Genomic DNA, 19,951 nt, shown 5'->3' with positions numbered 1-19,951 from the left:
CAAGTTTTAAAATCCAAAGATTAAAGTTTTATTTTTCTTATACAAATAGATATTATAATAAAACATAACTTTATCCAAAGAACATAAGCTATTAATTCGGGTTTTAAGCTTTAATTTATAAAAATATACCCTATTTTTCAAAGTTACAGTTTATCGTGCCGAAGGCATCGGTCTAACTTCCGCTTAACCTGCATTGCCGTAAAGGCAATGTCAGGTTGAAGCGGGTGTTAGAAGAATTTTTCTTAAAGTCACACTACTTAATTATTTCTTTTAATTCTTCAATTGAATATGGCGGTACTCTTCTATGAATCATCGCATGGCAATTAGGACATACAGGTCTTAAATCAGTAATCGGATCAACAGTATATTCCTTTTTTATTGAGGACAATGCTTTAATATGATGAATATGTATAAAATCTCGACCTATTGCCCCATATTTATCTGAAAGTAACATTCCACAAACACAACATTTGTAACCGTAATATTCAATACATTTTTTTCGAGCATTTTGATCACGTTCATATATATTTACATAAACTTGTTTTGCTTTTCCCTCTTTATAAATATTTTCTTCTTCTTCTGGATAGAGTGTCAAATCAGCATCGCTAATTAATTTACTATATTGCTCATATATTCGCCTTATTCCATTTAATTTTCCATGTCCAAGTGATTCATAATAATCCAAATGACCGAATACTGATATTAATGCTTTCTTCAGTTCTGATTGACCATCTTCTTGATAAATACTATCCAAGAAATATTTTGTTGCTGCTTCATTCATTGTACGTGCGTACTTATGAGCAAGTCTCATATATTTATAATTATTTATATAATCTTTTGCAGACGTTTCCTTCATTGAGTATTTTGTTGATAATACTTTAACAGCATCATTGATTGAGATTTTTCCATTATAAACATCTTTCGCAAACTCATACGAGTACTTAATCATTTTATCCGTTATTTTAGACATAAATATTACTCCCAGTTTTCTGTCGCCCGCAGGGTCGTTCTAACTACCGCTTAACCTGCATTTGCGGCTCGTCCGCAATGTCAGGTTGAAGCGGGTGTTAGGTTTTACTTCTTTTCCCAAATTTTAACTTATCTTCTCAATGATCATCACCATTTTTTAATGCCTGTAATATATCTTGTGTACTTACAACTTTATTTTAAGTTCATTTTTATCGTTTCATAGAATTTATACAGTTCAAACATTTTTCCAAAGCATCCATTGCTTTATCACTATATGAGTAAAAAAATCATTATAATCAGATTGACTTAATAGTACGTTATTATCTTTTGAATTCACTTGAAATAAACATACATTATTTCTTATCTACATATCAAGTCGATTATGCCAATAGCATCACATATTATTTTTCCAATTAATATATTTCAATTCTAGACTTATTTTCAGTTAAATATCACTGTAATACTTCAAACAACCACTCAAAAATAGCTCCAGCTATAGAAACAAGCGACAAAGACTGTATGATTACACCCTACAATAGTATAATCATACAGTGATAAATAGACTCATCTATTCATTATCATCGTCATCTTTCTCTTTATCGTTATCGTTATCATCATAATGGATATGAAGTTTTCCAAATGGAGTGTCAAAATCGACATCTACGATAGCGTTATTTGCAATATCAGACATAAAACACCTCCTATAAATTTATTTTTAGATCGAATAAATGTTATAGGTCGGTTCCACACAAGTCTTTCCGCAAGCGGTTAGCTTGTCAACCTAACATTGTTTTAAACCGCAAACGGGATCAGTCCCGTTTGTCGGCTTTGAAAACAGTGTTATGTATTTTCTTCTAATTATACATCTTTAGAATTTCTGTTCGTTTCGCTTTTTTTAAAATCTCAAAAAAATATTGTTCATCAAGAGTATTGTCTTTTAGAAAATCTTTATGTATTTTTTCAAAAATTTCCATATTTTCTTGATATAAACCGCTTTGTGGTGAAATAAAGTACACAGTTTTTTTAAGAGTACGTATTTTTATACTAGTATCTCCATTGCTGATTTGTATTCGTTTTCCGTCAATCATAGCCCAACCATTATCATATTCGGATCTTGTTATAATTTTATTTTTATAGTAGCAAACTTCTTCATCCTCATATGTACTACCATTTTGTTCTAATACAGATTGTTGAGGTTTTGTAATAACCATAATAAGTGAACCTCCTGGATAAATACCTAGTCTAAAGATAATTAACTTTTCAATTTTCATTTCTTGCCATTCAAATGAATAAGTTTCATTTTGAGAATCAATATTAATTTCCTTTATATCTATATCTGAATATCCTTGTGAAATCCAAAGAGATAATTTATCACAATTTTTTTGAAGGAAAAGAATAATATCATCAATTTCATCTTTTCTTGCAATTGTTTTTATACAAGGTATTGACGAGCTAACTTCAAATGTATATTTAAAAATTATTTCATCAAACAAATTTGTTGTTCTAATAGCATGATAATGCCTTTCCTCCAGTTCCTTTTTTTCTAATTGTCTATTTTGATATGAAGAAATATGACTTTGAATTTCTTCAAAATTTTGAAATCTATCAATAGGATTTTGAGACAATAATTTTTCAATTATACTGTTGTAAATTGTTTGCTTAAAATGTAGGTCTATTGTTTGAAAGCCTCTAATGGTTTTCTGACAAACCAACCAATACATTATCTGTCCAAATGCATACCAATCTGCAGCAGGTGTAATTTCATCAATATTTTTATCAGCTTGTTCAGGTGCAGAGAAAGAATAATTACCAAGTCTATCAGAAGGTTTTGTATCCACTAATTTTATATAATAGTTTTTATCAAATGAAGCTATATCACAATCACCAATTAATAGTTTTTTATTTAACATAAATAAATTTTGAGGTTTTAAATCTCTATGAATAATATTTAATTGATGCATTATTTCTATCTTTTGACCTAACTCATTAAATAATTTTATCCATAATTCAAAATCAATTTCTTTTTCTCTTATAAATGAAGCAAGCGTATTTTCTGCTAAAGGCATAATTGTAAATGGTATGATTAATTCTTCCGTAATACGAAGTGAATGAAAATAAATTTGCGGTAAAAATATATTTGAATTCTGGACTAACTGAAGGTTAATATATGCTTGTTTAAATCTTTTATATGCTGAAGACTCCTTTTCCTTTATATTTTCTAAAAATAGTTTAATAGCAAATTTACAAGTTGAATTTTCAAGTACCGCTTCATGCACAATAGATGTACCACCTGAATTAATTCTTTTTCCAACATTTATTTTTGCAAGTGGTGTTACGATTTCTGGATGCCTTTTTATATAATCATTTACAATTGTATCGATATTCATTTTTTCCCTTTTTGTTTAATTTTGCTGCTCGAAGGGCAGTCCACATAACATTCGCTTAACCTGCATTTGCGGCTCGCCCGCAATGTCAGGTTGAAGCGGGTGTTAGACGTTATTTGCTATTCTCTCCAAACAAAATACGAACAAAATCTCTTCTTGAATACAAAATCCTTACAATTCTTATAACTTCGTCTTCAATTCTATAAAATATTGAATAATTATTTGAAAGCACGAACTTATAATCTGTAGGAAATGAAACATATTTTCCCACAGGAATCCCTACATTTGGAAAAACTGTCAAATTTTCATAAGTTTCTATAATTTTTGAAATGGTATTATGTGCAGCAATGGGATTTTGAAGTTCATTCTCTATATAATCTTTGATTTCAAGTAAATCTGCTGCCGCTTGCGGAGCAACCTTTATCTCAAACATCAAAGTCCCGCCATTTTTCTGACTTCAGTTGTATCCAGCCATCCATTTTGCAAAGCAGATTCTTCGCCCTTCTTCAATTCAGAAAAAAGAGTTTGCGTAGCCGTCAATTTTTCGTAATCTCTTATGGAAATCACAGCATAACACCCCCTACCATTTTTAGTAAGAAAAACCGGCGATTCATCAGCAACATCCTGCAAAACTTCATTATAATTACGCAAATCCGAAACAGGTTTTATAGCAATCATATACACCTCTAATATTCGTAATATTTTACTAAATAATTATCTTAAAATACTTATAAGATGTCAAGTGGATTAAACTCTCATATTTTTTACTAATTGTGAATAAAGAGCTCTCTATGACCATCCAAGGGACTTTTAGTTCGTTGATTTCCTTAATAAGTTAAAAAACACTTGGATAAAAGTTTACTTTTTCTTACTCAATTAGTCATTATGATAAAACATAACTTTAATCAAAAAACGAAGTTATTAATTTTGGTTTTAAGCCTTAATTTATAAAAATATATCACATTTTTCTAAGTTACAGTTTATCGTGCCGTTAGGCATCCGTCTAACATTCGCTTAACCTGCATTTGCGGCTCGTCCGCAATGTCAGGTTGAAGCGGGTGTTAGTTGATAACCATTTTTATGTTTCTTTTGCAGAATTAAATTTTATTATTTTATTCCAGTCGATTTCACCGGAAGATAAACAATAGTTTTGAATAAATTCTCCAGTGAATTTATTTATCATCTGTGTATATGACTGCATAAACTCATCACTCTTTTCTTTTGCTTTAAATCCTAACGGTTCAATGATATCAATATATAAATTTTCATCTCCTGAAATAAATTCCCAAAATTGTTGACCACAGTATTTAAAATAGTCACCCTTATCCCAGTTCTTTTCTTTACCGTAACAGCAACCATTCACGGCTACAATATGCAATTGAGAATTGCTTGTCCGTAATGTCTTTTTAGCTGTTTTAAAATCACCAATCATTTTCTTAATTTGGGAACTGTTCCCCCAATTTGGCCCTGATTTTATGCTGACAATATAACGCGTATTGTTATCATCAAACTCAAGATCAATACCTTGTATGCCTGATTTATAACCGCCATACACTTTGGAGTTAATAAAAAGTGCAAGACCTTCAAGCCAATCACCAAAGATTGTTTCTTCATTTGAAGAAATATGAGCATTTAAAAATCCGGATACAATCTGTTCAGCAGTTAAAATATTTTTTGCTTTAAAAAGATACGGGTTCTTTCTTTTTAATATTGTCGATAGTTTTAGATTATCCAAACTGCTGATTCTCTTTTTATGAAAGTTACCAATATTCTTTTCAACATACATTTTTACATCATCTATGCTTAAACTACCCATAGTTAACCTCACCTTCAAACAACATCATTTCTTGTTCATTAATTTTCTTTTGTACTTTTTTACAATATTCATCTACAATATCAATTCCTATCGCATGACGGTTCATACGGTTTGCAACAAAGACTGTCGTACCCGATCCCATAAAAGGATCTAAAACCGTGTCATATTCTTGAGTAAATAATTTAATAAACCATTCAGGCAAACTTTCAGGAAATGCAGCACTATGGTTTTTGTTACTGCATTCAGTGGCTAAATGAAGAACATTGGTTGGATATGCCATATCCCTTTCAAGCCAATTTGAAATATTTTTTCCAAAACCGCTTCCGACTTTTGAATTGTCCCGTATTTTATCGATTTCCGATAAATTTTTAAGCCTGTTTTTTGCCCAATCTCCCATAGGAACCATCACAGCTTCTTGATACATATTAAATTTTTTTATTTTATTGAATTGTAACAAACGCTCCCACGCATCCCTAAACCTATTCGGCCATTTTCCAGGATAACAGTTTTTTTTATGCCAAATAAATTCTTCTGTCCATAACCAACCTTGTTTTTTCATTTCCAAGATTAATTCAAGAACATACGTATTGCGTTCCCCGTTTTGTACCTTTTCTTTTATATTGAGAATAAAGGTGCCGTCATTTTTCAAAACTCTAAAAAGCTCCGCAGCAATCGGAAGAAACCATGATACATATTTCTCAGGTTTTATACCGCCATAAGTATTTTTCCGCTGATCGGCATAAGGAGGTGAGGTAACAATAAGGTCTACGGAAGAGTTAGGTAATTCTTTCAGTTTTTCCAGACAATCTCCCGATAATATATTTGTTGTTATCATAGTGTCTTATGAATAAATCCTTTTTGTAATTTTACACAAAAAACGATAATTAGTACAGTAATCCAAAAAATGCATTGTGTAAGCAATGTCCAACTAACTACCGCTTGACCTGCATTTGCGGCTTGTCCGCAATGTCAGGTTGAAGCGGGTGTTAGACACTTTTATTTTCACTATATTACTTGTATTAACAATTATATTTTTAATCTCACACTATTTTACTTTTTATTACTATACATTTTATTACTATACATTCGTAAATAAAAAGCTAAAATTTTATATACATTAACAGCTTTATATTATAAATACCAAACCATCCAGAGAACTTATATCCCGTTGATTTCCTTAGCAACTTTAAAATACTTAGATAACTTTCAAACTGAGTTAGATGCTGTCTTTTTATGAGATATTCTCTTCAGATATTTGATTATTTTCATCCGATTTGTAAATATTGTTTACAAATGCTTTGATCTTATTAGCATCATTTAATGCTTTTTTCATGTCTTCTTCTTCAATTTCCATTGCAAACGGATATCTTGAGTAAACTCCATAAGGTGTCAGTCGAGCACATTCCTGTTCAATAGTCTTAAACTCCTCTTTTGTCTGCATACATTCGTTTACAAGCAATTTTAAATCATGAGTTTTCGGAATGACTTTATTTTGATCTGCAATATATCCTTTTAAAAATTTTTCTGATGACTGTTGACAATGATAACAAACAATTTCAAGTGGAACAGGATAAAGAGTCTTGACAAGATGATTTGCACTAATTAAGTCCCGTTCTGCATAGGCATACCACTCTTTTGAAATTTCCGATGGATTATTCATATAGTTTTACTCCTTTTTTTGCAACTTCGCTTTCTATACAGGAAACAATGTTTTTCCTTTTATTAAAGGAACTACTGTTTGAAACAAGTAAATCCACCGGACGCTTTTGGTAGGATGAAATTGCAAATCCAAGCTGTTGCATAGCTATCAATGGGCGGACAGAATTATCAGGAATTACAACATAAATGTCAAAATCACTATATTTTGTCGGTTTCCCATATGCGTAAGATCCGAAGAGGTAAATTTCATTAACTTTCATATTGTTACATATCGCATTAACAAGAATATCCAATTCTTTCTTTATCTCTGCTTTCATAGCATCTCTCTCCCTCCATTATACCATATTTTGAATTTTTTGTCAGGAAATGAGGATAATAAAATCCTTAGATAAAAATATTATTTTTACTTATCCAAGTAGCTATTATAATAAAACATAGCTTTACTCAAAGAACCTAAGCTATTAATTTGCTCTTTAAGCTTTAATTTACAAAAAATACACCTTATTTTTCAAAGTTACAGTCCATCGTGCCGTAAGGCATCGGTCTAACATTCGCTTAACCTGCATTTGCGCCTTTGCCGTCGCGCAAAGCGGCGGCAAAGTTGGCGCGAAAGTTGCGGTGCCGTATAGGCACTTTAAGCAACTTTCGTGACAAAACAAATGTCAGCGTTGAAGCGGGTGTTAGATTCATTATTAACCAATAAATAAATAGTATATGTAATAATCCCGGAACTTATTACTACATATACTAAAATTACTTCCCTTTTTTATTTGGGTTAAGCTGTTCGCCACGATTACCTTGATTTTGGTCATACTGACGATTTGTACCGGCTGTACCCTTATTCGGATTTTGCATATTTGACGCATTATCCGAAGGTCTTATAGATTTATTTTCCGTACTCATAAACAGTAACATCTCTAATTGTATAAATCAATTTTAAAATAGTCTTTACCATAATACGTATCTTTCTCTACTTTTATATGAAATGTTCCTGTCGTATATTCTGCTTTTCTTACCTCGGGCTTGCTGAATAAACCTGATTTTACAGAACTGCTCTCGTTTCCACTGACAAATATAGTTTCACCTATATTCGAATCAAAGGACAGAAAAAATTCTCCTACCACTCCGTTCCTGTTACATGATGTTACTACATCTTTTATGACTATCTGTTTTTCTTCACCAGCCTTTAGTTCTGTTTTCGGACTAGCAGGCAAAGGAAACTCACTTGTAAAACTTCCATCTAAAGATGTTGCAGATATGCCTGTTTTCTCAACATCCCATTTTGTTTTTCCTTTTATTGTTACATAACAGGTTTCTGTAGAATCATTTTTGAATTTTAATGAAATGTCTCCTCTTATATATTCCGGCCCCTTGTTGTTTTCATTGGATTTTCCACTATTCGCCTGTGGACAACCGGTAATGAACGCTACTGCACTAATTATTAAAACCAATGCGCCAATCAGTGAAACTATCTTTTTTTGTTTCATTTCGACCTTCCTTTCGCAATGCCTTTTTTCATTGCAATTATTTTTTCGGTCGAAAGGATGTTTTCGATTGGTTCCGTTACCCGCCTGCCATAAGGCAGGTCAATCTAACATTCGCTTAACCTGCATTTGCGGCTTGTCCGCAATGTCAGGTTGAAGCGGGTGTTAGGTGTTTTCCTTTACATAATTCAAATAAAAATTTATAAAATCATCTTTATTATAAGTTTCAGTTTTATTCATAAACATTATATTAATAAATTCTAACTTTGCATTTCCTAGAATATATGTTTTTGTTTCAATGTGTTTATTATAATTTTTAATAAGCATATTCTTTTTAATTTTTTCAGCAAATGAATTTACACATCTACTTTTATCTCTTGTTAATTTTGATAAAATTTTGTATTTTAGTAATCCATCTCGACTAAAAAAAGGTACGACTAGACTATCTAAATATTCTAATAATGTAAGATTAGCAAATTCATTATTCAGATTTAAGATTTTTGAATAGAGATTTTTCCTAATTCTAATTTCATAAGCATATAACCACGTAAATTCCATTATATAATCATATAAAAGTAGCGGATCTTTTTCTATTACAAAAAGAAAATACTCTTCCAGTAGTTTTTTACATTTTATTCTATGAATATTTAAAGTATCACAGATTATAATCAATGCTTCTCTTCGTCTAGTATATGAAGAATCAAATAGCATTTTTTCACAAAATTTATAAATACAATCATTTTCATATTTTTTTAATATTAATTCTCGATATTTATGTGAATGAGTTACTGAATCACAAATAAATGAACAAGGACTTTTCCATTCATGAATAGCATCATTTTCATAACATTTTTCGAAGAAAAGATTTATATCTTTAATTTGTAACAAGTCCTTGCATACCTCTTCCAAATATTCATCTGTAAGATAATATGTATATTCTTTTACTTTTTGTATTAATTCATTCTCTTCCAATATTTTATCCTATTTTTACCATTATACACCTAACTTCTATACACCTAACTTCCCTTCGACCCTTCCTCACTATATCATAAAAACCAATAATTTGCAATCTAAACTGCTGTAAAACAAAAAAACACATCTTTCTACCATAAATACAAATCGGATAAATGAACCGCTGGCAGATTAGGCCTATCCTCACTAAACGGAGAAAAGAAAGATCACATCCTGTCGATAGGGCTTTGAATGCCTAGTCCGCCGCGGTTTAGGACATGGGTGTAAACCATAGTAGTTTTAACATCGCTGTGGCCGAGAAGCTCTTGGATGGTGCGGATATCGTAGCCGGCTTCAAGCAGGTGCGTTGCAAATGAGTGGCGGAAAGTGTGACAGCCGATTGGTTTAGGGATACCTGACCTTAAAACAGCTTCATGCAGAGTACGCTGAATAACCGAAGGATCGATATGGTGCCGCCCCTGCTCGCCAGTTTCTTTATTCCGCCATCGGCGTGCTTGGGGAAACACCCACTGCCATGCCCAAGTTTTGCCGGCATTGGGATACTTTTTTGCAAGAGCAAACGGAAGCGGCACCGAACCGAAACCGTCCTTGCAGTCTGCCTCATAAATACGCCGGACATTTTCCAAATGTTTTTGAAGCGGAAATTTAAGTGAAACAGGCAGAACGGTCTTACGGTCTTTCGCACCTTTTCCGCAGTGTACCGTAATTTCGTTTTTCCCAAAATCAATATCCTGAATTCTTAACCGCAAGGCTTCCATAAGCCGCATTCCGGTTCCGTAAAGCAAACGGATAAGAAGCCCGTAATCGTTTTCAGGCAAAAGAGAAAATATCTTTGCAGTTTCCTCACGAGTCATTACGGCAGGCAGCTTTTTGGGCTTTTTGGCACGGACTATATTTTCAGGAGTCTTTATAGTTAAGCCTAATATGTTTTTATATAGAAACAAAAGAGCCGCAAGAGCCTGATTTTGGCTTGAAGCGGCAGCCTTTTCCTTCACTGCAAGACGGCTCACAAAGGCATTTATTTCCGTATCGGAAAGAGTTTTAAGATTTTTATTCTTATTTTCACGAATGAAGCGGCTTATCCAATAGCTGTAAGCCTCCATTGTACGCTTACTGTAGTGTTTGGCAGTAATAACTTCTTCCAACTCATTTAAAATACACTGAATATCGGTTGCAGTATGATTATTCCTTTCTCCAATAATTTCGGTATTCAAAGACTCAGTATTATTAAGTTCAGAATTTTTAAAATCAAAGCAGGAATCAGCCCTGAAAATTCCTTCATTATAAAGGTTGTTTAATAAAATATCGCAAGAATTACGGTCGGCAGGTATAATCCAGAAACATCCGGCCGGAATCCAAGCTCTGTTAGATAGTTTTTTTATTGATTGCAGAATTTTAGAAAAATCTTCTCCCTCGGCTTTAAAACGCACCGATAAATGCTCTTTTTCATAAGGCCTAATTTCAATAAACATAAAAACCTCCTTAAAAAAGCACAATACACGTTTTTTATGGCATAGCTTACCCATGGTCTATTATGATGATTAATGTTTCCATCTTAATAAACCTGGATAAAACACCTATGCATGGCTGTTCAACTCCAACAGGATAAACAACCAAAACATAAAAAACATTGTAAGAAAAAGCCAGCCTTATATAGCCGCAACATATTATAAGCGGCAGTTTTCTTATGTATAAGCCAATTATCGCATATTTTTATGGAATATGCAAGTATTTAAGATTTTTTGGAGATTAGAGGAAGAGAAATATCTCTAACATACAGTATAAAATTTTACTGACTATTTTTCAATTGAAGAAAGCGATGAAACCACCCGCCATCCGTGGCGGGGGAGATTAATCCAATCCGGCAAGAGGCGAGCCAAGGACGCGAAGCGAATAAAAATTAACTACTGAAATCAAGCCGTAAATAGAGGGAGCAAATACAAGGCGCGAGGAAAAATGAAGCGGAGGCGTGCTTTGTGCACGTCGAGCATTCATTTTTTCGCAGCAACGCAGTAGATGCCCCTCTATTTACGGCTTAGAAGGTGCCGCCGCCTAGGCGGAACGAAAGACTATACCTCACCTCACCCTTCGTCTTTGAGCTGGAACTTAATGGATAGCTAAAAGAAGGGCCGGTGCTCATACTGGCAAATTTATATATTTTCCAGTTGAGGGTGAGCTTTGAAAAACCTTCAAGCTCCGATATAGCAAATTGCTGAAAAAGGTTTAGGCTCAACTTATCGGTACCTAGTTTATTTTGGCTTATATTAAGAGCTATATAGTGTTGGCCTATATTTCCCATAGCTAAAATATCACCTGAGGCAAGGACTGAACGATGAGTGTAATCCTTGTTTTTTATGTGCACAGCAGCCTCTGAAAGAATATCTTGAGCGGTATCAGTATTTGAGTATCCGAAGCCGTTATAAAAATATTGTAAAGCGATACTGGTATTGGTGTCGGCATTTGAATAAGAACCGCCGAGGGTTGCCTGAAAAAAGGGTTTACTTTTTTCGGTATAGGAACTCATATTGGCCTTATAATAGGTATAGTCGCTTCCCCAAGCAAAAACGCCCTCGCCGAAGACGGCAACCTTTCCTGCAATACTGCCCGAAACGGTAGTAATAAGACGGGGAGCTTTTTCGTATTTGTACCAGCCTCCAAATCCCAATTCCCAGTTGCCGACAACAAACTCGCCCTTTGCAGCTCCTGCCGTGTATTTGGGATCAAAGCCGTCTCTCTGTTCCGGAGGCAATAGGTAGAGCCAGATATTGTGCTGGGTTTTGGGAATTATTATATGGGTTCGTAACGAAATTCCCCCTTCCCTATCGGCCGTAGGATCTTGAGGATCGATTCTTGAAATATTTATAACATCGGCAGGACTATAAAAGTAACCGGTTCCCCATTTTACCGCATGTTTCCCAAAACGGAAAAAAGCAATATCCTTAGCGGAAAAATCCGTGTAAAGCTCTTGAATTTTAATATTTGGGACTCCGCTTACTTCTACAAAAGCAGGTAATTTTAAACCGTTTGGAGGAACAATCGACTTAGGCACAAAAGCAGCCCCTTGTCCGGATAAACTCTTCTCGAAAGGGAAGCCGAAAAGAAATTTTCCGTAAAGTTTTAAGTCGTCGCTGGGACGGGCATCAAAAAAAAGGCTTCCGTTTAAGGTTGTATTAAAGGTTCCCTTTCCGTCTTTAAAAGATTTCAGGTAATCATCCTTCTTTGAATAAGGGTCTACCCAAGCATAATTTATTCCCATTGAAGAACTTAAACTTCCGCCTATTCTCAATTTTTTTGACTCAAGGCTAAGGCTTGCCTTTTCAAGATCTGCCTTAAACTTTAAATTACTCTTACTGTCAGAACGGGCTTCTTCGGCAGATATAAGGGTATCTTCATCTCCGCCGAAAAGATCATTTTCCAAATCGGAAGAGTTTTCTTGTGCAAACACAAAAAAGGGAATAAATAAAACAAAAATAAAAATCGCAATTTTTTTCATATTAGTTTATCTTCTCCAAATAAGCCTTGGTAAAAACTACATCATCAATTTTTGCAGTGCTGAAGTCTTGAAATATCTGTGTTGTTTTTTCTCCCTTGATAAGCTCATTTATATATATTTGATGTACGGGAAGCGGCATACCTTCAACATTTGCGTATTTGGGTATAAGAGTAGTTCTCATGTGTTTTCCGCTCGCACCGTAACTTTCTATTTTTAAAAGGAGGTGTTCATCTTTTCGTACAAAGAATTTTTCTTGAGCATAAGCAGCATCCTTTTCCAAAGCCTTAGCAGTTACCGCATAAACCTCATATTTACCCAGTTTTGCTTCTTCAATTTTAAGAATTTCCCAAGCTTGCCTAAATTGCGACTTTTTATTTACATCGGATAATTTTGTATCGCTGTTTGCCAAATTCCTTTTAAGGGAAGAATGAGTAAACTGATGGGCAATAGGATCATAGAACCAAAGGTTCTCCTTTTCCTGTAAATAGCCGTTGCCCTTATCGGCTTCCGGAGCCAGCTGAATAAGACTTGTTTGGTCCTTAGTGTCGCGTCTAAAGAGTTTAAACTGAATGACTTCCTTAGGCTGATTAGGCTTTTCGACAATCAGTGTGAGCGTGCTTGTAAAATCTTTTTTAAAATTTCCTGTGTCGAAAACTTTATCCATAATCTTATACATTTCCTCCATTGAGGGAATCTCGGCGAATACCGCAATGCTTACAAAAAAAGCAATGAGTATAATCAATAATTTTTTGTTAATAAAATATTTCATACATTCTCCTATAACACGATATTTTGTGCAAAGCACAAAACTCGAAAGATAAACAGTAAGGCTGAATTTCTGCCGAACTGTTTATCGAATCTCCTATAAAAACTTATTTTCCTGACCTTAAGGCTTCGGCAGGAATCATATTAGCGGCTCTCGAAGCCGAGCCCCTTACAGTAAGCAGGGTTAAACCCAACATTATCACAAACTTTAAAAAAACTAAAAGCGCGGATAAGTTCCATGCAAAATATCCGTTTTTGGTAAAGACCGAAAAAGGTGAATCTACAGCTATCGGAATAAACGAGATAACCTGCATTACAAGAACAGCAAGGACAAAACCGCATACGGCTCCGAATAAGGATAAAAATGAAGCTTCTGCAAGAAAAAGACGCCTTATATGTTTTCTCATAACACCGCAAGAGCGCATGGTTCCGACCTCACCCCTTCTTTCATACACAATAATTTTAAAGGTATTTGAAATACCTATCATCGTAATAACCAAAAGCACAATCAAAATACCGAAACTTATACCGTTTAAGGTATTCATAAAGGTAATAACCTGCGGAGCAAAATCGTAAAAAGTAGCTATGCCGAATTTGGTTCCCTGCCACTTTCCTTCTTCAAGTTGCTTAAATACATTGCTTGCAGGCTGTGAAGGGCTTATAGTTCGGGCAAGATCCCTGCTTGTAATGGGATGAGTTTCTGCGATTTTTCTTTCAAGCTGTTGCGCATAAATTTCCTGCATATCGGGATTTTTTAAAAAAAGCGAATATACTTCTATACTGTCTTTTTCCAATTCCGTAATTTTTTGCAAATAATCAAAATTGATGTAATTTGTGATTCCGCCGAATGAAGAGCGATTTACTGCAATACCTTCTACTTGAAGTTCAATAACCGTAAGCTGACCTTGTGATGTCCTAGTTTCAAGTAAAACTATATCGTGCAAGTCTACATTTAAGGTTGCGGCTACCGATTCGGAAAGAAGAATTGCATTTTCTTTTTTCATGGCTTCCCAGCTTCCTTCCTTAAAAAGAATACTGTCATGTAAAATTTTTTCTTCATCGAATTTGCAGCCGTCAATTTGAGAGGTAACTTCTTTTCCTTCAAATATCAGCTTACCTGATGCACGACTTCTTTTTATGATGTACGTAGTTTCTATTCCTAATTCTTTTACGGTCTTTTCTATAAACTCAACATCGTTTTTGTCCATATAAATTTGAGCAGGATCATCCGCCGACTTATCGGGAGCCTTTTTTGAACCTATTATATAGACATGGCCTCCTACGATTTTTGAAATTTCTCCGGCCATACTGTTTACGGCACCGGAAGTCATGCCGTCCATAAAGATAACGACAAAGAAAGCAAAGGCTATCGCAAAAACCAAAAGAATACTTCGCCTTTTTTGTCTGTTTAAATTTCTAAATGCTATTTTTAATATATTCATAATCCATTTCCTTATTTAACGGTTAATTGCTTCAAGAGGACTTATCTTTAAAGCAAGCCTTACCGGATACCAGTTTGCTGCAAGACCGGCCAAAAGCATTGCAGCCATTGTCCAAATAGCAGAACCGATCGAAATACTTACCCTAATCTGTTTTCCGCCGAACATAGCTGCAAGTATATCTCCGACCCTGATGTCAAAAGCATTCACAACGGCTGCAGCGATAAGAGCAAGTACCAAGCCGATAAGAACACCTACGCAAGACATAAAAAAAGATTCCGCAAAAAATATCTTTCTTACAAAACCTTTTTTAGCTCCTATGGCCCTCATCGTTCCTATCTCGGAGCTTCTTTGCATAACGGCGACAACCAGTGTATTCATTATAACGATTAAAACTACTACGGAAAGAATAGCCAGCATTGTAATAAAAGGAATTCTTGTTCCTTCTATTGCACTGTAATACATTGCCATTCCGCGTTCCCAATTCACAGCTCGAGCATTTATTCCTTCTTCCTTAAACCAATCATTTAAGGTTCTTATTACGCTTTGAGTCTTTGAAGAGTCTTTCAGCTTTATTACGATATGATGCCAAGCTTCATTGTCGGCTAAGTTAAGCCGATCGCGCAGTTCGGTACTTCCTAAAATATTTTCATAATCAATCTTTGCATTTGAATTCTGTACGGTATCTATAATATCTGCACCCGAATCATCTGCAAAAAGTTCATCTTCTGATTTTTCGGAAAGACTTAAATCGACGGAATCGGGAATGGCTGCTGCAACTCTTGCGCCCATTGTCATATCGGCAAGTATACGGGTGGTATCTACATCAAAGTAGGCTATGCCGTCTATTGCCGTATCGGGATGAGCATAATCGAAAAAGCCCGTTATGATAACTTTTTGCTGTCTTGCCTTTCCTGCAAAGGCCGTTATCAAAATCTCGTCTCCCAAGTTTAAGGGCCTGTCATAATATTTTTCAAACTTTTCTTTTAAATCACGCGGAATCAGAGCAAACTTACCGTTTGATGTTTTAGGATATTCTCCTTCATAAATATTAATCGTATCAAAAAGATTTTTATAACTTTCAGGTTCAATTCCTAGAATCTGTGCATAAGGAAGAAAGGACCGGTTCTTGTCTTCGGCCTCCCATGAATCGGGTAAATCAAGAGCCTTGAGCATACCGCTTGCAAAAACGGAAGATGTAAAGCCTTTTACCTCAGGAAGGCTTTCAACCTTGGACTTAACTTTTCCAAAAGGAACCAGATAGGGCATCTTAGGTATATCCATGCTGACACTGACTGTCTGAAAAACTCCCAAGAGTTGTACCATTACAGTGTCTTTTTCAGGCTTGCCCGTAATTAAAACATCTCCCGAAAAATCGCTTATACACACTTCCTGAGTTTGCTGTAATGAAAAATTTAAGATACCGAAACCTAGGATAACCAAAAAAGTTCCTATTCCTATAAGTGATAAGGTAATAATCATTTTCGCTTTACTCGCAAAAAGATTTTTTACCGCCATTTTAAAAATTGTCTTATTCATAATATTTTTCCTAAGTTTAAGCTGAAGCCTTTATATCTTCGAGGATTTGCCCGTCCAAAATTTTAATGCGGTGGTTGGTCATATCTACGATCTTTGCATCATGTGTCGAAAAGATAAAGGTTGTTTTAAGTTCCCTGTTTACCTCTTTCATAAGTTCCAAAATTTGAATACCAGTCTTTGAGTCAAGGTTTGCAGTAGGCTCATCGGCTAAAACTATTTGAGGTTTAGTAGCTAAGGCTCTTGCGATGGCAACCCTCTGCCTTTGACCTCCTGAAAGCTCGTTAGACTTATGATGCTTCCATTCGTTCAAACCTACCTTATCGATTAAATAATTAATCCATTCGGTTTGTTTTGCTTTACTCTCTTTTGCTCTTCCAAACAAAAGAGGAAATTCTATATTTTCGTATACGTTTAAAACAGGAACAAGGTTAAAGGATTGAAAAATAAAGCCCAAATACTCGTGGCGGAGTACGGTCATTTTTTTATCCAGTCTGTTGGGAACCTTAACCTTTTTGTTTTGCTTTTTTAAAAGAGAAGCAAAATCCGATTCCTTATAAATACTCTCATTGTTTATGATTAGCTCCCCGCCCGAGGGCGTATCTATTAAACCTATCATATTAAGAATGGTCGATTTGCCGGAACCCGAAGGTCCAGAAATCGAAACGAATTCGCCTTGCTCGATGGCAAAATCGATGCCTTTTACGGCTTCAACTAAAACCTTTCCCAATGGATAGGTCTTCTTTAAGTTTTTAACCTGTACAATATTCATACAAAACCTCCAAAAAAAGTTGTACATATTAGGGAAAACATCGAAAAGCTGAAGTTTTTCGATGTTCATAATATCATAAAAAATTAAAACAAGCATTTACTATAGCTTACATTTTAACTTTTCGCCTTACATTTCTGTAAGTTTACATATTTTTTAACCGCTTTACCAGTGACAAAAGTCATATTTTAAGCGGTAAATAGTCATTTATTTGATTTAACCGCAAAGATCGCAAAGGGCACTAAGAATTTGTTAGGAATCTTTTTAAGATATTCATTAATTATCCTTGGCGCTCTTGGCGTACTTCGCGGTTTACTTTCGGTATTTGATTTAACCGCTGTTTAATTCTTTTTCAATATTTCTACCGCCATATATTACACGGATAATATAAACTTTTTTATCCGATTCGGACGGTATATAAAAAACCAAAAATTTATCAACCGGCATAATACTAATCCTCTTGAAGCTTATCAAAAACCTCGTTTGCCGTTTTTTTATTTCCCTCATTTATATCCGAATAGCCTTTCATCAGTTCCATATTCAGCTCTTCTTCAGTTAAATATCCTAGAACAAGAGGATGATTTACCGGAAGTTTTAAGTCGAAAGGAATACCTTTTTGCAAAATAATTTGTTTATAGAACATATTTATTGCATTAGATGCCGGAATACCAAGGGAATCTAAAATACTTTCAGCCTGTTCTTTTACATTAGGCTCAATTCTCGCATAAAGATTTGCTGTTTTTGCCATTTTTCCTCCAAAACATATGTATTATACACTAATGTACTTACAAAAGCAAGACATTTAACTGCTAAGACTGGCAAAAGTTGAGCTAGGCTCAATTCTGCAAATATTGCAAATGGTATAACGAGTTATCTAGCTAGATAGTTTACATAAATTCTAACTTTTGTCAATACACCTAGATAAAATTTTAATTTTTAAAAGCTATATTTATTTTAACCGCAAAGGCCGACAAGCGTTGAGCTTACGCTCAACTCCGCAAAGAATTTTAATGGAATCTTGATAAGCCAAATCCTCAATTAACCTTTGCGAAGCTCAAGCGCCGCTCGAGCGTTTTGCGTTCTCTGCGGTTCACTTTCTGTATTTATACAATCTCTCCCAAATCCGGCTCTTCATCTATTTCATCGCTTACATACTTACCCGTTTTTTTGCGCTGCTTAACACAGAGGCTTAAAAGATATTCTATCTGTCCGTTTATAGAACGGAAGTCGTCTTCAGCCCAAGAAGCAAGGTCCTGATATAGTTTTGCAGATACCCGTAAGGGTATCTGTTTTTTCTCATCCTTGTCCATCAATATAAGGAACCTGAATTTACTACGGGCTGAGCATCCTTATTTCCGCAAAGGACTACAAGGAGGTTTGATACCATGGCAGCCTTCCGCTCTTCATCGAGAATAACCTTTCCGCTTTCGTTTAACTTATCCAAGGCCATCTCGACCATACCTACGGCCCCGTCAACTATCATCTTTCGGGCTTCGATAATCTCTATACCGGCCTCATTAACCTTTGACTGAATTTCATTTTTGATTCTGTTTGCAACAATTTCGGAAGAACCTCTGAGCGAGCCCTCATCGGGAGTACCGTCCCCCGTTGTATCTACATTTTCTGCAATATCATAAGGATAGATTTTAACTATATTTCTTAAAGCAACATCGCATTGCAAAGATAAAAATTCTTTGTAGTTATCCACTGCAAAAACAGCCTTTGCCGTATCTACAACCCTCCAAATTACGGCAATGCCTATTTCGATGGGATTTCCAAGCCTATCGTTTATCTTTTGCTGGTTATTGTTTAATGTCATCTGCTTTAAAGAAATCTTTTTGTTTAATGCAAAATTAACACCTGCATTTTGAGCGTAAACCTTTTTGTTTACATCTCCGCTTTGACGCAAAACAGTTTCTGCAGCAGGATTAACAGCGATAGAAAAAGGATTGACAAAATACATCCCGCTCTTTTTTAAGGTACCTGTGTACTTTCCGAAAAGGGTTAGAACGAGAGCCTCCTGCGGTTTTAAGATTTTAATACCGAAAAAACAGGTAGAAACCGTTATTATTATTAAAACAAGAACCGCAATACAGGGAAAGCCTATATAAGGCGGAATTAAATCCTCACCTGTAAAATAGATACTGCAAACCAAGGCCGGCAAGGCAGCAAGTTCGATAAGTATAAAAAGACATAGCATCACAAACCCGTTTTTTGCTTTTAATTCTACTTCATTCATAAAATTCTCCTTATAGAAATTTATTTTGATATCATTATGATATCAAAAAGAAGAAAATTTGTCAAGAGGAAGTTAAAAAAAAATTATTTTTAAACATTTATATAAATTTCAACTGCAAAGACAATTGCAGACTTGATAAACAAATCGATTATGAATATTTATTCTACGGGAATATAAACCGGAAAGATTTCCAAGCAGGGCTTCAAATGGAGGATTTTTTTGAAAAGGGTCATTGCGTACAATTTCTATCAATTTTTTTGCTTTTATATCCAAGCCTGATGATTTTAAATTCTGAATATCCTTTACTGCTTGTTTTTCATAAACAATTCTGTACATTAGGCTGCCATATATAAATTAACTACCATTTAACTTCATTTTCGGATAGGCAGTCTTCCAAAGCTGCGTTTTTTCCCGAAATAAGCGATT

The 19,951-nt window shown here is 34.7% G+C and carries 22 protein-coding genes; all 22 read right to left on the bottom strand.

Going from position 1 to position 19,951, the window contains the following annotated elements:
• Positions 1-253: 253 nt before the first annotated feature.
• The gene (locus E4N78_RS05730) at positions 254-970 is read right to left on the bottom strand and encodes an HNH endonuclease (protein WP_255812073.1); all 717 of its coding nucleotides are present in this window, start codon (positions 968-970) and stop codon (positions 254-256) included.
• Positions 971-1,537: 567 nt separating this feature from the next.
• Positions 1,538-1,660 carry a hypothetical protein gene (locus tag E4N78_RS05725; RefSeq protein ID WP_255812072.1) on the bottom strand — a complete coding sequence of 41 codons (123 nt, stop codon included), beginning with the start codon at positions 1,658-1,660 and terminating at the stop codon, positions 1,538-1,540.
• Positions 1,661-1,823: 163 nt separating this feature from the next.
• Entirely contained in the window at positions 1,824-3,356 is a 1,533-nt protein-coding gene (locus E4N78_RS05720; RefSeq protein WP_255812071.1) for a protein kinase domain-containing protein, read from the bottom strand.
• A 109-nt stretch (positions 3,357-3,465) separates the two neighbouring features.
• A complete protein-coding gene (locus E4N78_RS05715) occupies positions 3,466-3,786 on the bottom strand; it encodes a type II toxin-antitoxin system RelE/ParE family toxin (protein WP_255812069.1) in 321 nt (106 codons plus the stop codon).
• Positions 3,786-4,031: a type II toxin-antitoxin system prevent-host-death family antitoxin gene (locus E4N78_RS05710; RefSeq protein ID WP_255804468.1), complete on the bottom strand. Its 246-nt coding sequence runs from the start codon at positions 4,029-4,031 to the stop codon at positions 3,786-3,788. Before E4N78_RS05710 ends, E4N78_RS05715 begins: the two co-directional genes overlap by 1 nt.
• Before the next feature lie 400 nt (positions 4,032-4,431).
• Positions 4,432-5,169: a PmeII family type II restriction endonuclease gene (locus E4N78_RS05705; protein WP_255812068.1), complete on the bottom strand. Its 738-nt coding sequence runs from the start codon at positions 5,167-5,169 to the stop codon at positions 4,432-4,434.
• Positions 5,162-6,004, bottom strand: a complete 843-nt coding sequence (locus E4N78_RS05700) for a DNA-methyltransferase (RefSeq protein WP_255812067.1) — start codon at positions 6,002-6,004, stop codon at positions 5,162-5,164. Before E4N78_RS05700 ends, E4N78_RS05705 begins: the two co-directional genes overlap by 8 nt.
• A 396-nt stretch (positions 6,005-6,400) precedes the next feature.
• A complete protein-coding gene (locus E4N78_RS05695) occupies positions 6,401-6,829 on the bottom strand; it encodes a HEPN domain-containing protein (protein ID WP_255812066.1) in 429 nt (142 codons plus the stop codon).
• On the bottom strand, positions 6,822-7,145 hold the full coding sequence (locus E4N78_RS05690) for a nucleotidyltransferase domain-containing protein (RefSeq protein WP_255812065.1): 324 nt from the start codon (positions 7,143-7,145) through the stop codon (positions 6,822-6,824). Before E4N78_RS05690 ends, E4N78_RS05695 begins: the two co-directional genes overlap by 8 nt.
• A gap of 436 nt (positions 7,146-7,581) precedes the next feature.
• Positions 7,582-7,731, bottom strand: coding sequence for a hypothetical protein (locus tag E4N78_RS05685; protein ID WP_203232444.1), 150 nt, complete (start codon positions 7,729-7,731; stop codon positions 7,582-7,584).
• A gap of 14 nt (positions 7,732-7,745) precedes the next feature.
• Positions 7,746-8,315 (bottom strand): hypothetical protein, encoded by a 570-nt coding sequence (locus tag E4N78_RS05680; protein ID WP_255812064.1) that lies wholly within the window; start codon positions 8,313-8,315, stop codon positions 7,746-7,748.
• A gap of 162 nt (positions 8,316-8,477) precedes the next feature.
• Positions 8,478-9,284 (bottom strand): hypothetical protein, encoded by an 807-nt coding sequence (locus E4N78_RS05675; RefSeq protein WP_002681206.1) that lies wholly within the window; start codon positions 9,282-9,284, stop codon positions 8,478-8,480.
• 206 nt (positions 9,285-9,490) lie between these two features.
• Positions 9,491-10,756 (bottom strand): integron integrase, encoded by a 1,266-nt coding sequence (locus E4N78_RS05670; RefSeq protein WP_255812063.1) that lies wholly within the window; start codon positions 10,754-10,756, stop codon positions 9,491-9,493.
• Between the two features lie 563 nt (positions 10,757-11,319).
• The gene (locus tag E4N78_RS05665; protein ID WP_255812062.1) at positions 11,320-12,777 is read right to left on the bottom strand and encodes a hypothetical protein; all 1,458 of its coding nucleotides are present in this window, start codon (positions 12,775-12,777) and stop codon (positions 11,320-11,322) included.
• Position 12,778: 1 nt separating this feature from the next.
• Positions 12,779-13,546 (bottom strand): outer membrane lipoprotein-sorting protein, encoded by a 768-nt coding sequence (locus E4N78_RS05660; RefSeq protein ID WP_253703476.1) that lies wholly within the window; start codon positions 13,544-13,546, stop codon positions 12,779-12,781.
• 103 nt (positions 13,547-13,649) lie between these two features.
• The gene (locus E4N78_RS05655; protein WP_002669609.1) at positions 13,650-14,984 is read right to left on the bottom strand and encodes an ABC transporter permease; all 1,335 of its coding nucleotides are present in this window, start codon (positions 14,982-14,984) and stop codon (positions 13,650-13,652) included.
• A gap of 15 nt (positions 14,985-14,999) precedes the next feature.
• Complete coding sequence (locus tag E4N78_RS05650; protein WP_255812061.1) at positions 15,000-16,520, bottom strand: ABC transporter permease; 1,521 nt, start codon at positions 16,518-16,520, stop codon at positions 15,000-15,002.
• Positions 16,521-16,536: 16 nt separating this feature from the next.
• Complete coding sequence (locus E4N78_RS05645; protein WP_255812058.1) at positions 16,537-17,289, bottom strand: ABC transporter ATP-binding protein; 753 nt, start codon at positions 17,287-17,289, stop codon at positions 16,537-16,539.
• A gap of 448 nt (positions 17,290-17,737) precedes the next feature.
• On the bottom strand, positions 17,738-18,034 hold the full coding sequence (locus tag E4N78_RS05640; RefSeq protein WP_255812057.1) for a type II toxin-antitoxin system RelB/DinJ family antitoxin: 297 nt from the start codon (positions 18,032-18,034) through the stop codon (positions 17,738-17,740).
• Positions 18,035-18,389: 355 nt separating this feature from the next.
• A complete protein-coding gene (locus E4N78_RS05635; protein ID WP_010697560.1) occupies positions 18,390-18,596 on the bottom strand; it encodes a type II toxin-antitoxin system antitoxin in 207 nt (68 codons plus the stop codon).
• On the bottom strand, positions 18,596-19,525 hold the full coding sequence (locus E4N78_RS05630) for an SPFH domain-containing protein (RefSeq protein WP_255812056.1): 930 nt from the start codon (positions 19,523-19,525) through the stop codon (positions 18,596-18,598). The genes E4N78_RS05635 and E4N78_RS05630 overlap by 1 nt, the downstream gene beginning before the upstream one ends.
• Before the next feature lie 108 nt (positions 19,526-19,633).
• Complete coding sequence (locus E4N78_RS05625; protein WP_255812055.1) at positions 19,634-19,861, bottom strand: Txe/YoeB family addiction module toxin; 228 nt, start codon at positions 19,859-19,861, stop codon at positions 19,634-19,636.
• Positions 19,862-19,951: the final 90 nt, after the last annotated feature.

This window comes from Treponema denticola, assembly GCF_024400535.1.
Lineage (GTDB): Bacteria > Spirochaetota > Spirochaetia > Treponematales > Treponemataceae > Treponema_B > Treponema_B denticola_C.
This window is presented reverse-complemented; position numbering and strand designations above follow the sequence as displayed.

Coding starts and splice junctions, on each gene's coding strand:
- E4N78_RS05705 (WP_255812068.1), bottom strand. CDS start 5,169: ATGGGTAGTTTAAGCATAGATGATGTAAAAATGTATGTTGAAAAGAAT.
- E4N78_RS05660 (WP_253703476.1), bottom strand. CDS start 13,546: ATGAAATATTTTATTAACAAAAAATTATTGATTATACTCATTGCTTTT.
- E4N78_RS05730 (WP_255812073.1), bottom strand. CDS start 970: ATGTCTAAAATAACGGATAAAATGATTAAGTACTCGTATGAGTTTGCG.
- E4N78_RS05725 (WP_255812072.1), bottom strand. CDS start 1,660: ATGTCTGATATTGCAAATAACGCTATCGTAGATGTCGATTTTGACACT.
- E4N78_RS05710 (WP_255804468.1), bottom strand. CDS start 4,031: ATGATTGCTATAAAACCTGTTTCGGATTTGCGTAATTATAATGAAGTT.
- E4N78_RS05680 (WP_255812064.1), bottom strand. CDS start 8,315: ATGAAACAAAAAAAGATAGTTTCACTGATTGGCGCATTGGTTTTAATA.
- E4N78_RS05635 (WP_010697560.1), bottom strand. CDS start 18,596: ATGGACAAGGATGAGAAAAAACAGATACCCTTACGGGTATCTGCAAAA.
- E4N78_RS05665 (WP_255812062.1), bottom strand. CDS start 12,777: ATGAAAAAAATTGCGATTTTTATTTTTGTTTTATTTATTCCCTTTTTT.
- E4N78_RS05720 (WP_255812071.1), bottom strand. CDS start 3,356: ATGAATATCGATACAATTGTAAATGATTATATAAAAAGGCATCCAGAA.
- E4N78_RS05650 (WP_255812061.1), bottom strand. CDS start 16,520: ATGAATAAGACAATTTTTAAAATGGCGGTAAAAAATCTTTTTGCGAGT.
- E4N78_RS05625 (WP_255812055.1), bottom strand. CDS start 19,861: ATGTACAGAATTGTTTATGAAAAACAAGCAGTAAAGGATATTCAGAAT.
- E4N78_RS05645 (WP_255812058.1), bottom strand. CDS start 17,289: ATGAATATTGTACAGGTTAAAAACTTAAAGAAGACCTATCCATTGGGA.
- E4N78_RS05700 (WP_255812067.1), bottom strand. CDS start 6,004: ATGATAACAACAAATATATTATCGGGAGATTGTCTGGAAAAACTGAAA.
- E4N78_RS05630 (WP_255812056.1), bottom strand. CDS start 19,525: ATGAATGAAGTAGAATTAAAAGCAAAAAACGGGTTTGTGATGCTATGT.
- E4N78_RS05715 (WP_255812069.1), bottom strand. CDS start 3,786: ATGTTTGAGATAAAGGTTGCTCCGCAAGCGGCAGCAGATTTACTTGAA.
- E4N78_RS05640 (WP_255812057.1), bottom strand. CDS start 18,034: ATGGCAAAAACAGCAAATCTTTATGCGAGAATTGAGCCTAATGTAAAA.
- E4N78_RS05655 (WP_002669609.1), bottom strand. CDS start 14,984: ATGAATATATTAAAAATAGCATTTAGAAATTTAAACAGACAAAAAAGG.
- E4N78_RS05670 (WP_255812063.1), bottom strand. CDS start 10,756: ATGTTTATTGAAATTAGGCCTTATGAAAAAGAGCATTTATCGGTGCGT.
- E4N78_RS05695 (WP_255812066.1), bottom strand. CDS start 6,829: ATGAATAATCCATCGGAAATTTCAAAAGAGTGGTATGCCTATGCAGAA.
- E4N78_RS05690 (WP_255812065.1), bottom strand. CDS start 7,145: ATGAAAGCAGAGATAAAGAAAGAATTGGATATTCTTGTTAATGCGATA.
- E4N78_RS05685 (WP_203232444.1), bottom strand. CDS start 7,731: ATGAGTACGGAAAATAAATCTATAAGACCTTCGGATAATGCGTCAAAT.